At 73.4% G+C, this 12,710-nt stretch carries 14 protein-coding genes and 1 pseudogene; 9 read left to right on the forward strand and 6 right to left on the reverse strand.

The features are described 5' to 3' along the window. Positions 1–356: 356 nt before the first annotated feature. From VF825_RS19035 to VF825_RS19060, 6 genes and pseudogenes are all read left to right on the forward strand, one after another. Positions 357–761 (forward strand): DUF805 domain-containing protein, encoded by a 405-nt coding sequence (locus VF825_RS19035; RefSeq protein ID WP_331116356.1) that lies wholly within the window; start codon positions 357–359, stop codon positions 759–761. Positions 762–800: 39 nt separating this feature from the next. Continuing rightward, positions 801–1,133, forward strand: a pseudogene (locus VF825_RS19040) (DUF6703 family protein); the annotation flags it as partial. 62 nt (positions 1,134–1,195) lie between these two features. After that, positions 1,196–2,083 carry a metal ABC transporter substrate-binding protein gene (locus VF825_RS19045; RefSeq protein WP_331116358.1) on the forward strand — a complete coding sequence of 296 codons (888 nt, stop codon included), beginning with the start codon at positions 1,196–1,198 and terminating at the stop codon, positions 2,081–2,083. Further along, positions 2,080–2,907, forward strand: coding sequence for a metal ABC transporter ATP-binding protein (locus VF825_RS19050; protein ID WP_331116360.1), 828 nt, complete (start codon positions 2,080–2,082; stop codon positions 2,905–2,907). Before VF825_RS19045 ends, VF825_RS19050 begins: the two co-directional genes overlap by 4 nt. Then, positions 2,900–3,925 carry a metal ABC transporter permease gene (locus VF825_RS19055; RefSeq protein WP_331116362.1) on the forward strand — a complete coding sequence of 342 codons (1,026 nt, stop codon included), beginning with the start codon at positions 2,900–2,902 and terminating at the stop codon, positions 3,923–3,925. The genes VF825_RS19050 and VF825_RS19055 overlap by 8 nt, the downstream gene beginning before the upstream one ends. After that, on the forward strand, positions 3,925–4,320 hold the full coding sequence (locus VF825_RS19060) for a transcriptional repressor (protein WP_331116365.1): 396 nt from the start codon (positions 3,925–3,927) through the stop codon (positions 4,318–4,320). Before VF825_RS19055 ends, VF825_RS19060 begins: the two co-directional genes overlap by 1 nt. A gap of 24 nt (positions 4,321–4,344) precedes the next feature. Here the strand turns inward: VF825_RS19060 and VF825_RS19065 are convergent, their stop codons facing one another. The 3 genes from VF825_RS19065 to VF825_RS19075 all read right to left on the reverse strand — a co-directional run bounded on the left by VF825_RS19065 (position 4,345) and on the right by VF825_RS19075 (position 6,736). Then, a complete protein-coding gene (locus tag VF825_RS19065; RefSeq protein WP_331116367.1) occupies positions 4,345–5,193 on the reverse strand; it encodes an isoprenyl transferase in 849 nt (282 codons plus the stop codon). Then, positions 5,190–5,924, reverse strand: a complete 735-nt coding sequence (recO, locus tag VF825_RS19070) for a DNA repair protein RecO (RefSeq protein ID WP_331116369.1) — start codon at positions 5,922–5,924, stop codon at positions 5,190–5,192. Before recO ends, VF825_RS19065 begins: the two co-directional genes overlap by 4 nt. A 116-nt stretch (positions 5,925–6,040) precedes the next feature. Next, positions 6,041–6,736, reverse strand: a complete 696-nt coding sequence (locus tag VF825_RS19075) for an NAD(P)H-binding protein (RefSeq protein ID WP_331116371.1) — start codon at positions 6,734–6,736, stop codon at positions 6,041–6,043. Positions 6,737–6,759: 23 nt separating this feature from the next. Between VF825_RS19075 and VF825_RS19080 the strand changes: the two genes are divergently transcribed. Then, positions 6,760–7,476 carry a 3-keto-5-aminohexanoate cleavage protein gene (locus VF825_RS19080; protein WP_331116373.1) on the forward strand — a complete coding sequence of 239 codons (717 nt, stop codon included), beginning with the start codon at positions 6,760–6,762 and terminating at the stop codon, positions 7,474–7,476. Positions 7,477–7,495: 19 nt separating this feature from the next. Here VF825_RS19080 and VF825_RS19085 read toward each other — a convergent pair whose 3' ends face one another. Continuing rightward, entirely contained in the window at positions 7,496–8,665 is a 1,170-nt protein-coding gene (locus VF825_RS19085) for an alanine--tRNA ligase-related protein (RefSeq protein ID WP_331116375.1), read from the reverse strand. A gap of 274 nt (positions 8,666–8,939) precedes the next feature. Between VF825_RS19085 and VF825_RS19090 the strand changes: the two genes are divergently transcribed. After that, positions 8,940–9,572, forward strand: coding sequence for an alpha-ketoglutarate-dependent dioxygenase AlkB (locus VF825_RS19090; protein ID WP_331116378.1), 633 nt, complete (start codon positions 8,940–8,942; stop codon positions 9,570–9,572). Positions 9,573–9,671: 99 nt separating this feature from the next. Here VF825_RS19090 and VF825_RS19095 read toward each other — a convergent pair whose 3' ends face one another. Together VF825_RS19095 and leuA are read right to left on the reverse strand one after the other, a co-directional pair. Further along, positions 9,672–10,187 (reverse strand): potassium channel family protein, encoded by a 516-nt coding sequence (locus VF825_RS19095; RefSeq protein WP_331116380.1) that lies wholly within the window; start codon positions 10,185–10,187, stop codon positions 9,672–9,674. A gap of 99 nt (positions 10,188–10,286) precedes the next feature. Continuing rightward, entirely contained in the window at positions 10,287–12,017 is a 1,731-nt protein-coding gene (gene leuA, locus VF825_RS19100; RefSeq protein ID WP_331116382.1) for a 2-isopropylmalate synthase, read from the reverse strand. A 225-nt stretch (positions 12,018–12,242) separates the two neighbouring features. Here leuA and VF825_RS19105 point away from each other — a divergent pair, with 225 nt between their 5' ends. Continuing rightward, positions 12,243–12,539: a YciI family protein gene (locus VF825_RS19105; RefSeq protein WP_331116384.1), complete on the forward strand. Its 297-nt coding sequence runs from the start codon at positions 12,243–12,245 to the stop codon at positions 12,537–12,539. Positions 12,540–12,710: the final 171 nt, after the last annotated feature.

Here is a 12,710-nt window from a genome sequence, read left to right on the forward strand (position 1 = left end):
GACGCCGAGGGGACCGTAGTCCCAGGCGGAGCGGGTGCCTCCGTAGATCTCACCGCACGGGAAGACGAAGCCCCTGCGCTTGCAGAGGCTGACAACGGTGTCGACGGTGGAGGTAGGAGCAGCCATGCGCCCAAGGTTATCCGCCGCAGCGCGCTCCCCACACGCGAGTATGCCGACCGCGCACCTCCCAGCCCCGCCTCCCTCACCCGGCCTCCCCACCTCCGTCGTCGCCGCGGTCCCACGGCTCGACCCCGCGGAACCGGAGGCGAGGAGCCGCAGACGAGCATCTTCCGCCAACGCCTGACGACTGCTACGTTTCGGCCGACAAATTTGCCCGCACACAGGGGGATCCCCACATGTCGTTCGCCGACGCCTTCCGCACCTGCATGTCCAAGTACGCCACGTTCAGCGGCCGAGCCCGCCGCTCGGAGTACTGGTTCTTCTACCTGGCCTTCATCCTCGTCTACGGCATCCTGTTCGGCCTCGCGAGCGCCACCGGGAAGCCGGTCCTCTCGGTCATCGCCGGCCTGGTGGTCCTGGCCTTCGTCCTCCCGATGATCGCCGCGACCGTGCGCCGGCTGCACGACACCGGCCGCTCCGGCTGGTGGTACCTCATCGGCCTGGTCCCCTTCGTGGGCGGCATCGTGCTGCTCGTCTTCACCTGCCAGGACAGCGTCCCCGGCGACAACGCCTGGGGCCCCAACCCCAAGGGCCTGGAGGCCTTCCCCGCCGCTCCCGGCGCCCCGTACGTCGGCGCCTGAGCGACACCCGCACCACCCGCGAGGGCGGACCCGTCACGGGTCCGCCCTCGCGCGCGTCCGGGCCGCGACGAGCGCTCCCGTACGCTCTCCCCCGTGCGAGACAAGATCGAACGCGCCAGCGTGCCCGCCCTGACGTTCCTGGCCCGGCTGCCCCGGCTCGTCCCCTTCTTCATCCTGCTGCTGCTCCTGCTGGTCGGCGCCCTCGTGGGCCACGGGCCCGGCTTCATCCTCATGGGCCTCGCCGCGCTCTTCGTCGGCTGGCTGCTCTACCTCGCCTGGCCGCGCCTGACCGGCGCCGAGCGCCTCATGCGCTCGGCCGTCGTCCTGCTCGCCGTCGCCCTCGCCATCACCCAGCTCTTCCCGCGGGGCTGACCCCGCACCCGGCCACCCGGGTGGTTTTGACAATCATTCTCAACTAACCGCAGACTGCGGGTATGCCGTCCCGCCTGCTCCGCCTCGCCGCTCCCCTTGCCCTCGTGGCGGCGACGGCGCTGGGCGGCTGCGCGCCGGCGACCGCCGCCGACGGGCGGGTCCCGGTCGTGGCCTCCTTCTACCCGCTGGCATACGCCGCCGAGCAGGTCGGCGGTCCCCACGTGCGCGTGACCAACCTGACCAAGCCGGGCGCCGAACCGCACGAGCTCGAGCTCGGCCCGCGGGACGTCCTGACCGTGGCCAAGGCGCGAGTCGCGGTGTACGAGAAGGGTTTCCAGCCCGCCGTCGACGACGCCGTCGCCCAGCAGGCCACCGACAACGCCCTCGACGTCGCCGGCGCCGCGCACCTCGACCTGCACCTCCAGGGCGGCACCGACCCGCACTTCTGGCTGGACCCGACCCGCTACGCCGCCGTCGCGAACGCCATCGCCGACCGCCTCGCCCGGGTCGACCCCGCCCACCGGGCCGACTACGCGGCCAACGCCCGCAGCTTCACCACGCGGCTGGCCGCCCTCGACACCACGATGCGCCAGCACCTCGCCTCGTGCCGGCAGCGCCAGCTGGTCACCAGCCACAGCGCGTTCGGCTACCTGGCCCGGCGCTACGGCTTCACCCAGGTCGGCATCACCGGCCTGACCCCCGACGCCGAGCCGAGCCCCTCGGCCCTCGCCGCCGTCGCGCGGCTGGTGCGCTCCAGCGGCGTGACCACGGTCTACGCCGAGACCTTGGCCAGCCCGGCGATCGCCGACACCGTGGCCACCGAGACCGGCGCCCACGTCGCCACGCTCGACCCGCTCGAGGGGCTCACCGCCCACTCCGCGGGCCGCGACTACTTCACGGTGATGCAGGCCAACCTGCGCGCCCTCCAGGCCGGACAGGACTGCCCATGACCCAGACACCCCCCGCTCCCGTGATCTCGTTGCGCGACGCGGCCTTCGGCTACGCCGACCGCGCCGTCCTCACCGGCGCCACGCTGGACGTGCGGCAGGGCGAGGTCCTCGCACTGCTCGGCCCCAACGGCTCCGGCAAGAGCACGCTCGTGCGCGGCCTGCTCGGCCTCAACGACCACCTCGGCGGCCAGGTCGAGCTCTTCGGCACCCGGCTGGAGGACTTCCGCGAGCACGCCCGGCTCGGCTACGTCCCCCAGCGGCACACCCTCTCGGCCTCGGTGCGCGCCACGGTCAACGAGATCGTGGCCATCGGGCGGCTGCCGCACCTGCGCTGGTGGGGCCGGCCGACCCGCGCCGACCGCGCCATCATCGAGGAGTCGCTCGAGCTCGTCGGCCTGGAGGACCGCGCCGAGGCCGACGTGAGCACCTTGTCCGGCGGCCAGCAGCGCCGCGTCCTCATCGCCCGGGCGCTGGCCGCCCAGCCCGACGTGCTGGTCATGGACGAGCCGACCGCCGGCGTGGACGAGGCCAACCAGCGGGTGCTCTCGGAGGTCCTCGCCCGGCTCGCCGAGCGCGGCACGACGATGCTCATCGTCACCCACGAGCTCGAGCCGCTGCGCGGCATCGTCAGCCGGATCGTGGTTGTCACCTCGGGCCGGGTCAGCTTCGACGGGACGCCGGAGCGGTTCGCCGCCGAGCGCGCGGCGCTGCCCGCCTTGGACCACGGCCACCACCACGACGACGAGCCCCGGCCGGGCACCCACCGCCCGGCGACCACCCCTGCGGCCGGCCCGCTCGACTCCGCCGGAGGCCACCGTGCTTGAGCTCCTCAGCTACGACTTCATGCAGCGGGCCCTGCTCGCTGCCCTGCTGGTCGGCATCGCCGCGCCCATGGTCGGGGTCTTCCTCGTCCAGCGCCGGCTCTCCCTCATCGGCGACGGCATGGGCCACGTGGCCCTGGCCGGCGTCGCCGTGGGCGTGCTGACCGGCACCGCCCCGGTGCTCACCGCGCTCGTGGCCGCCGTGGCCGCCGCCGTCGTGGTCGAGCTGATCCGTGCACGCGGGCGCACCAGCGGCGACGTCGCGCTGGCCGTGCTCTTCTACGGCGGCATCGCCGCCGGCGTGGTGGTGATCTCCCGCTCGAGCAACGGTACGGCCAGCAACCTCACGGCATACCTGTTCGGGGCGATCACGACGACGACCGCCACCGACTTGTGGGTGTTCGCCGGGCTGGCCCTGGTCGTGGTCGCCAGCACCTGGCTGCTGCGCCCCCGGCTGTTCGCGGTGGCCAACGACGAGGAGTATGCGCGGGCCACCGGGATGCCGGTCACCGCCCTGAACATCGCGCTGGCCGTGCTCACCGCCGTCACGGTCGTGGTGGCCATGCGGGTGGTGGGTCTGCTCCTGATCAGCGCGCTGATGATCGTGCCCAACGCCGCGGCCCAGCAGCTGGCCGGCAGCTTCCGCTCGGCCATCCGGTGGGCGGTGCTCATGGGGGTGGTGGCCAGCGTCGGCGGCGTGGCGATGTCCTTCTACGCCAACACCCCCTCCGGCGGCACCATCGTGCTGCTCGCGATCGCGTTCTTCCTGGCCGCCGCGGTGGGCACCGGCCTGCGTTCGCGCCTGGGCCGGCGCAGCCACCTGCTGGCGGAGGCCCACGACCACGAGCACGGCCCCGGGTGCGGGCACCCCGCGGTGGTGCACGGCGACCACGTGGACTACCTGCACGACGGGCACCGTCACGCCCCGCACGAGGGGCACTACGACGAGCACGTCCTGGGCGCCGAGGGGGCGCCCGCCGAGCACGACCAGCACGCCGCCGGCGGGAAGGTGGGCCACTGATGACCCAGGCATCGCGACGTCCGACCCGGCAGCGCGCAGCGGTCGAGGCGCTGCTGCTCGAGGCCGACGAGTTCAGCTCGGCCCAGGAGCTGCACGCCCGGCTGCGCGCGGCCGGCGACAGTGTCGGCCTGGCCACCGTCTACCGCACCCTGCAGGCGATGGCCGCCGACGGCGAGGTCGACATGCTCCGCACCGACGACGGCGAGGCGGTCTACCGCCGGTGCAGCACCGGGCACCACCACCACCTGGTCTGCCGCTCCTGCGGCGCGACCGTCGAGGTCGAGGGTCCGGCCGTCGAGCGCTGGGCGGCCCAGGTCAGCGCCGAGCACGGCTTCACCGACGTCAGCCACACGCTGGAGATCTTCGGCACCTGCACCGACTGCGCCGGCGCCTGAGCCCCGCGAGCCCAACCCGGTCGGCTACAGGCCGGTGTCCTCCAGGGCGGGCTCGGCCGAGGTCTCCGGCGGCAGCGCCCCTGCCGGCACCGGCGCCGCGGCCTGCGCCGCCCGGTCCACCGCGCCGCCGTAGCGGCGGTCGCGCTCGGCGTAGGTCTGGATCGCCTGCCACAGGTGACGCCGGTCGAAGTCGGGCCAGAGCGTGTCGAGGAAGACCATCTCGGCGTAGGCCGACTGCCACAGCAGGAAGTTGCTCGTGCGCTGCTCCCCCGAGGAGCGCACGAACAGGTCCACGTCGGGCATGTCCGGCTGGTCGAGGTAGCGGGCGATCGTCTTCTCGTCGATCGCCCCGGGCCGCAGCCGGCCGGCCTGGACCAGCTCGGCGATCCGGCGGGTGGCGTCGGCGATCTCGGCCCGGCCGCCGTAGTTGACGCACATCGTCAGGGTCAGCACGTCGTTGCCCCTGGTCATCTCCTGGGCGACCTCGAGCTCCTTGATCACCGAGCGCCACAGCCGCGGGCGCCGCCCGGACCAGCGCACCCGCACGCCCCAGGCGTTGAGCAGGTCGCGGCGGCGCCGGATGACGTCGCGGTTGAAGCCCATGAGGAACTTGACCTCCTCGGGCGAGCGCTTCCAGTTCTCGGTGGAGAAGGCGTAGGCCGAGACGTGCTTGACCCCGATCTCGATCGCGCCGGCGACCACGTCGAGCAGCGCGGCCTCACCGGCCTCGTGCCCCTTGGTCCGCGGCAGCCCGCGCTGGTTGGCCCAGCGGCCGTTGCCGTCCATGACGATCGCCACGTGGTGGGGCACCAGCTCGGCGGGCAGCACCGGGGGCCGCGCCCCGGACGGGTGCGGATAGGGGGCCTGGCTCATGCGCGCTCTCGTTCCACGAGGCGCAAGGATCTCACGCCGCGTTCGAGGTGCCACTGCAGGAAGGCCGCGACCAGGCCGCTGCCCTCGCGGCGGTGCTGCGGGACGCTGGCGTCGGCCACGACCCAGTCGCCGGCCAGCAGGGAGGCGAGCAGCTCCATCGTGGCCGGGTCCGGGGCCGCCGAGCCGGGCGTGCGGCAGGACGGGCAGACCGTGCCACCGCTGGCGATGTTGAACGCGCGGTGCGGACCGTCGGCGCCGCACCGGGCGCAGTCGTGGAAGCTGGGCGCCCAGCCGGCCACGGCCAGGGAGCGCAGCAGGTAGGCGTCCAGCACCAGCCCCGGGTCGTGCTCCCCGCCGGCCAGGCTGCGCAGCGCCCCCGCCAGCAGCAGGAACTGCTGCACCGCCGGCTCGCGTTCCTCGGTGAGCCGGTCGGCGGTCTCCAGCATCGCCGTCGCGGCGGTCCAGGCGGTGTAGTCGCGGGCGATGACGTCGCCGTACGGCGCGAGCGTCTCGGCCTGCGTGACCGTGTCCAGCGAGCGCCCTTCGTAGAGCTGGACGTCGACGACCATGCACGGCTCGAGCCGGGCGCCGAAGCGGGACTTGGTGCGCCGGACCCCCTTGGCCACCCCGCGCACCTTGCCCTGGGTGCGGGTGAGCAAGGTGACGATGCGGTCGGCCTCACCCAGCTTCTGGGTGCGCAGGACGATCGCCTCGTCGCGGTAGAGCGGCATGGGTCCATTGTCCTACGGACCGCCCACACCGCCGGTACGCCGGGCCGCGCCGCCGCGGTCCGCGTCGCCAGAGACGGGCATGGCGCCAGAGGCGGCCACCCGGCCTACCGGGTGGGTCAGGGCACGAGCCGGGCCACCGCCTCGGCGACCGGCACCTCACCCTCGGTCAGCTCGAGCACCCGGCCCGAGGTGCCGGGAGACGCCAGCAGGGCTGCCAGGGTCGCGGCCACGTCGTCGCGGCTGACCGCGCCGTAGGCGATGGCCGGCCCGAGGTTGATCCGTCCGGTGCCCGGCTCGTCGGTGAGGGTGCCCGGCCGCAGGATGGTCCAGGCCAGGGCACTCGCCGCCAGGTGCACGTCGGAGGCCCGCTTGACCCGCACGTAGTTCTCGAACGTGTCGGGCAGGTCCCGGCCCCGGCCGGCGTCCATGAAGACCGACACCAGGAGGAACCGGCGCACCCCCGCGCGCTCGGCCGCAGCGACCGCCTTGACGGCCCCCTCGCCGTCGATGGCGTTCGTGGCCTGCTGGCCGCCCTTGCCACCGGCCCCGGCGCTGAACACGACCGCGTCCGCGCCCTCGAAGGCCGCCGCGAGCTCGTCCACCGAGGCGGCCACGAGGTCGAGGAGCACGGGCTCCACGCCGGCCCCCTTCAGGTCCGCCGTCTGGTCCTGGGCGCGCACCAGGCCCACGGCGTCGTCCCCCCGCTCGGCGAGCAGCCGCCCGAGCCTGAGCCCGACCTTGCCGTGCCCTCCCACGATGACGACGCGCATCTGCTCCTCCGATCCTCGACCCGACAACGACCACAGTGCCACCCCCGACGGCTAGCGTCGTCATCGTGCTGCTCCAGGCTGCCCTGAACGGGACCTCCACCACCACCGACCACCCGGCAGTGCCCGAGTCCGTCCACGCACTCGCGCGCGACGCGGTCGCCTGTGTCGCGGCCGGGGCCCGGGCGGTCCACCTGCACCCCCGCGACCCCTCCGGCCGCGAGAGCCTCGAGCCGGCGGTCGTGGACGAGGTGGTGCGGCGGGTCCGCGAGGCCTGCGGCGTGCCGGTCGGGGTCACCACCGGCGCCTGGATCGAGCCCTCCGCGTCGTGGCGGGTGTCGCTGGTCCAGGGCTGGCGCGCGCCGGACTACGCCTCGGTCAACGTGAGCGAGGAGGGGTGGCTCGAGGTGGCGCGGGCGCTCCTGGACGCCGGCATCGGCGTCGAGGCCGGGGTCTGGACCGTGGAGGACGCCCACGCGCTGGCCGTCTCGGGGCTGGCCGGCGACCTCACCCGCGTGCTGGTCGAGGTGCTCGACTCCCCGCGGAAGCAGGCCGTCAGCGTGGTGGACGCGATCCACGCAGTGCTGGACGCCGGCGGGGTCGTGACCCCCCGGCTGCAGCACGGTGAGGGCGACGCGACGTGGGTGCTGCTGCAGGACGCCGTGCGCCGCGGCCTGGACACGCGCGTGGGGCTGGAGGACACGCTCTTGCTGCCCGACGGCACCCCGGCCCGGGACAACGCACAGCTCGTCGCCGCGGCGCGCGCCCTGGGCGCCGGCGGCTGACGCCTCTGGCGCTGCCCGATCACCGGTCGCCGCCCAGCAGCCCGAGCACCAGGTCCCGCGGCAGGCCGTGGGTCTGGTGCAGGTCGGTGAGGTCCTCGTCGGTCAGGGGCCCGCGGCGCAGCCGTCGCTGGACCACTGGCCGGCCCCGCCGCACCAGCTCGCCGAAGCGGCGCTCCTCCCCCAGCATCACCTCGCGCACCACCTCGGAGCCGGTCAGCCCGTACTGTCGCGGCGTGTCCTCGAGCAGGTCCACGGGCAGGTCCGACAGGCTCGACCCCGGTTCGTGCCGCCACAGCAGGGTCAGGCTGCGTCGGACCAGCCGGCGCAGCACGTAGCCGCGGCCGCTGCTGTGGGGCCGCACGCCGTCGCCAATGACGACGGTGCCCGAGCGCAGGTGGTCGGAGACCACCCGCGAGTCACGCGGGCCCATCGGCCAGAGCCTGCCGACGGTGTCGGTCCACGGCCGCAGCAGGTCGGTGTCGTGCACGGAGCCCACGCCCTGCAGCACCGTGAGCAGCCGCTCCAGGCCCATACCGGTGTCCACGTTGGGCTGTTCCAGGGGCACGAGCCGCCCGTCGTCGAGGCGGCGGTGGCGCATCATCACGTGGTTCCAGACCTCCACCCAGCGCCGGTCGGTGGTGGGGGTGCCGCTCGGCCGGCCCCCACCGGTCCAGACGAACACCTCGGAGTCCGGCCCGCACGGACCGGTGGGCCCGTTGGACCACCAGTTGTCCTCCACGGTCAGCTCGACCGGCACGCCCAGCTCACGCCAGGTGCGCAGCGACTCCAGGTCGGGGCCGACCTGGTCGTCACCGCCGAACACGGTCACGTGCAGCCGGTCGTGGTCCAGGCCGAAGCCCTCGCGCAACAGCTCATACCCCCAGCGCAGGCTCATCGGCCCGGGGTAGTCGCCGAGGGACCAGGTGCCGAGCATCTCGAAGACGGTCAGGTGGGTGTCGTCGCCGACCTCGTCGAGGTCGGTGGTGCGCAGGCACCGCTGGACGTTGACCAGCCGGCGGCCCTGCGGGTGCGGCTCGCCGAGCAGGTGCGGGGTCAGCGGGTGCATCCCGGAGGTGGTGAACAGCACCGGGTCGCCGTCGGGTGGGATCAGCGAGGTGCCCTGCACGCGGCGGTGGCCGCGCTCACGGTAGAAGTCGAGGAACCTCGAGCGGACGTCGTGGGAGTCCATGGTGGGGGCCTTCCGGTCGGGACGACCGGGAACGGCGACGCGGGCGGAGGCCGCGTCGAGGGCCATCGACCAGGCGTCCGGCGAGCCGTCTCCGGTCGCCGGGGGTGGATGGAGGGTCAGGCAGCGGCGACCAGCGAGCGGGTAGCTCGCGTGGTCGCGGAAACGCGCTGGTTGACCGACATGCCTCCACGGTAGCCGCGAGGCCGCTCCCAGTGCCCGCAATTAGCCGGCCCGGATCGAACACCTGTCCGTCGAACAGGCGTACAGTGGTGCCATGACGGTGGCTCTCCAGGGATCCCTGCTCGACGCGGTCGACGAGGTCGGCCTGCGTCCGCTCGGCGCCGCGGTGCGGCGCACCCCGCTCAGCCGCGGCGCCTGGGTGGACGTGCGCCCGGGCTGGCTGACCGGCTCCGACGAGGTCTTCGCCCGGCTCTCCCGGGACGTGCCGTGGCACGGTGAACGGCGGCAGATGTACGACCGCGAGGTCGACGTCCCCCGGCTGCTCGCCTTCTACGACGAGGGCGTGTGCCTGCCGCACCCGGTGCTCGAGGCAGCCCGCGAGGCGCTCAGCCGGCACTACGCCGCCGAGCTCGGCGAGCCGTTCCGCACCGCAGGGCTGTGCCTCTACCGCGACGGCCGTGACAGCGTCGCCTGGCACGGCGACACGATCGGCCGCAGCCGCACCGAGGACACCATGGTCGCGATCATCTCGGTCGGCACGCCGCGGGCACTGCTGCTGCGTCCGCGCGGCGGGGGCGGCCAGACCGTGCGCCACGTGCTCGGCCACGGGGACCTCGTCGTCATGGGCGGCTCGTGCCAGCGCACCTGGGAGCACGCGATCCCCAAGACCGCCAAGCCGGTCGGGCCCCGCATCAGCATCCAGTTCCGGCCACGCGGTGTGCGCTGACCGCGGCTGACAGGATCGAGCCGAGGCCGTGTGGCCATGGCTCAGGCAGGTGCGGCTCGCGCCGTCCTCCTGCGACTGGAGGCACCCCGGGAGAAGGGGTCAGCTGTCCGGCGCCGCTCCGGGAGGGTCGACAGGCCCCGGCTCCGGCAGGGCCCGCAGGGCCCGCAGCTGCGCCTCCACGCCCGCGACCCGGTCGATGAGCTCGCGCATCAGCTGCTCCAGGGTCTCGGTCTCGCGCATCGACTCGGCCAGCTCCTCCTCGACGTCGGCGACCTCCTCCTCCACCTGCGCGGCCCGGGCGAACAGGCGCTGGGTGACCACGAGCGCGATGGATGCGGCGACGCCGCCGAGGATCGCCACCCCGCCGACCATGATCACGGCAGCGACGACGCGTCCGGCCGGGCTGACGGGGAAGTGGTCGCCGTATCCGACGGTTGTCAGCGTCGTCAGCGCCCACCACAGGCAGTCGCCCAGGGACTTCAGGTTCGAGCCCCTCTCGTCGCGCTCGAAGGCCCAGGCCAGGCTCCCGCCGCCCAGCACCAGCACCAGAGCCACTGCGGTGACCACGGCCGCGATGCGCGCGATGGCGCCCCAGCCCGGGGGTATCGGGGGCACCGCTGCCGGGAGCGGAACGGCAGGCGGGCCGGGCGGCACCGGGCTCGCGCCGCGCCTGCCCCTCCTGTTGTTGCCGTTCATGCTCCCCCGGCCACGGTCTCAGGCGACGTCGCGCTGGGAGCGGTTGACCGCGGATACGACGGCCTTGAGCGACGCGATGACGATGTTGGCGTCGAGCCCGACACCCCAGAGGACCCGCTCGCCGACGGCGCACTCGACGTAGGCCGCGGCGCGGGCGTCGCCACCGGAGGACAGCGCGTGCTCGTGGTAGTCGAGGACCCGCACGTCGACGTCCAGACCGGACAACGCCTCGACGAACGCGGCGATCGGGCCGTTGCCGACACCCTCCACCGTGCGCTGCTGGCCGTGGTCGGTGAGCGTCACCGAGATCCGATCGGCGCCGTCGACGGCGCTGTCCGAGCGCATCGACACCAGCGCGAACCGGCCCCAGCCGGCCCCGGTGGCGGGGAGGTACTCGTCCTGGAAGGTCTCCCACAGCTGCGCCGCGGACACCTCGCCGCCTTCGGAGTCGGTGCGAGCCTGGACCACGCCGCTGAACTCGATCTGCAGCCGGCGCGGCAGGTCGAGGTGGTGCTCGGACTTGAGCAGGTAGGCCACTCCGCCCTTGCCGGACTGGCTGTTGACGCGGACGACCGCCTCATAGGACCGGCCGATGTCGTGCGGGTCGATCGGCAGGTAGGGCACCGCCCAGGTGAGGTCGTCCACGCCCTTGCCCTCGGCGGTGGCGTCGGCGGCCATCGCCTCGAAGCCCTTCTTGATCGCGTCCTGGTGCGAGCCGGAGAACGCGGTGAAGACCAGGTCGCCGCCGTAGGGGTGGCGCTCGTGCACCGGCAGCTGGTTGCAGTGTTCGACCGTGCGGCGGATCTCGTCGATGTCGGAGAAGTCGATCTCGGGGTCGATGCCCTGGCTGAACAGGTTCATGCCCAACGTGACCAGGCAGACGTTGCCGGTGCGCTCGCCGTTGCCGAACAGGCAGCCCTCGATCCGGTCGGCGCCGGCCAGGTAGCCGAGCTCGGCCGCCGCGACGCCGGTGCCGCGGTCGTTGTGCGGGTGCAGGGACAGCACCACCGACTCGCGCCGGCTGAGGTGGCGCGACATCCACTCGATCGAGTCGGCGTAGACGTTGGGCGTGGCCATCTCCACGGTCGCCGGCAGGTTGACGATCATCTTGTGGTCCGGCGTCGGGTCGAACACGTCGATGACCGCATTGCAGATCCGCGCGGCGAACTCCAGCTCGGTGCCGGTGTAGGACTCCGGGGAGTACTCGTAGTAGACGTCGGTCTCGGGGATCGTCTCCTCGAGCTTCCTGCACAGCCTGGCACCCTGCAGCGCGATGTCGATGATGCCGTCCTGGTCCAGCCCGAAGACCACGCGCCGCTGGAGCACCGACGTGGAGTTGTAGAGGTGGACGATCGCCTGCTTCGCGCCACGGATCGCGTCGTAGGTCCGCTCGATGAGGTGGTCCCGGGCCTGGGTGAGCACCTGGATCGTCACGTCGTCGGGGATGTGCCCGCCCTCGATGAGCATCCGCACGAAGTCGAAGTCGGTCTGGCTCGCCGAGGGGAAGCCGACCTCGATCTCCTTGTAGCCCATGCGGACCAGCAGGTCGAACATGCGCTTCTTGCGCTCGGGGCTCATCGGGTCGATCAGGGCCTGGTTGCCGTCGCGCAGGTCCACGGCACACCAGCGCGGGGCCGTGTCCATGCGCCGGGTCGGCCACGTGCGGTCGGGCAGGTCCACGACGATCTGCTCGTGGAAGGGCTGGTACTTGCCGACCGGCATACCGCTGGGCTGCTGGGGGTGGATCATGTTCTCGCCTCTACGTGTTCGCGGGTTCAAGGTGAGGCCTGGGCAACACGCACTCCGCGACGAGGGGCGGCCGTCTTACAGGGCCCCGCCGCGGCGGCGAAGAAGGAGCAGCGCTCCCGGCGCGATACGCACAACCCGAGGGTATGCCGCGCCGCTCACCGGAGTCCACCGGGTGGACCCCGGTCCCGCATCGTGGGACCGCGCCCTCCCCCTAGGCTGCCACGCGTGTTCATCCTCGAGCTGACCTACACCGCCTCGCTGGACCGGATCGATGCGCTCCTGGAGGAGCACGTCGCGTGGCTGGACCGCGGCTACGCCGAGGGGGTGTTCGTCGCGTCCGGGCGCAAGCACCCTCGCGACGGCGGCGTCATCCTCGCGGTCGGTCCGCGGGCCGACGTCGAGGCCCGCGTCGCCGGCGACCCGTTCGCGGTGCACGGCGTGGCCGACTACCGCGTCGTGGAGTTCGTGCCGACCAGGACCGCGGCCGCGCTCGGGGCCTACCGCGAGAGCCTGCCAACCTGACGGTGTGGTTCCGTCCGCGTCGATCGGGCCGACGATCACGTGCCGCGAGGGGCGGTGCGGCGTCGCCGGAGCGCGCACACTTGAAGGAGGTCGCCGCGTCGGAGCGGAGGGTCTGTGTCTGGAGGAGAGCCCCCGGGCGGGGTGCCGGAACCGCGGCAGGCCCGCAGCACA

The sequence above is a fragment of the Oryzihumus sp. genome, assembly GCF_036391795.1.
In the GTDB taxonomy this organism is placed as follows: Bacteria; Actinomycetota; Actinomycetes; order Actinomycetales; family Dermatophilaceae; genus Oryzihumus.

Coding starts and splice junctions, on each gene's coding strand:
- VF825_RS19035 (WP_331116356.1), top strand. CDS start 357: ATGTCGTTCGCCGACGCCTTCCGCACCTGCATGTCCAAGTACGCCACG.
- VF825_RS19045 (WP_331116358.1), top strand. CDS start 1,196: ATGCCGTCCCGCCTGCTCCGCCTCGCCGCTCCCCTTGCCCTCGTGGCG.
- VF825_RS19050 (WP_331116360.1), top strand. CDS start 2,080: ATGACCCAGACACCCCCCGCTCCCGTGATCTCGTTGCGCGACGCGGCC.
- VF825_RS19060 (WP_331116365.1), top strand. CDS start 3,925: ATGACCCAGGCATCGCGACGTCCGACCCGGCAGCGCGCAGCGGTCGAG.
- VF825_RS19065 (WP_331116367.1), bottom strand. CDS start 5,193: ATGAGCCAGGCCCCCTATCCGCACCCGTCCGGGGCGCGGCCCCCGGTG.
- recO (WP_331116369.1), bottom strand. CDS start 5,924: ATGCCGCTCTACCGCGACGAGGCGATCGTCCTGCGCACCCAGAAGCTG.
- VF825_RS19085 (WP_331116375.1), bottom strand. CDS start 8,665: ATGGACTCCCACGACGTCCGCTCGAGGTTCCTCGACTTCTACCGTGAG.
- VF825_RS19090 (WP_331116378.1), top strand. CDS start 8,940: ATGACGGTGGCTCTCCAGGGATCCCTGCTCGACGCGGTCGACGAGGTC.
- leuA (WP_331116382.1), bottom strand. CDS start 12,017: ATGATCCACCCCCAGCAGCCCAGCGGTATGCCGGTCGGCAAGTACCAG.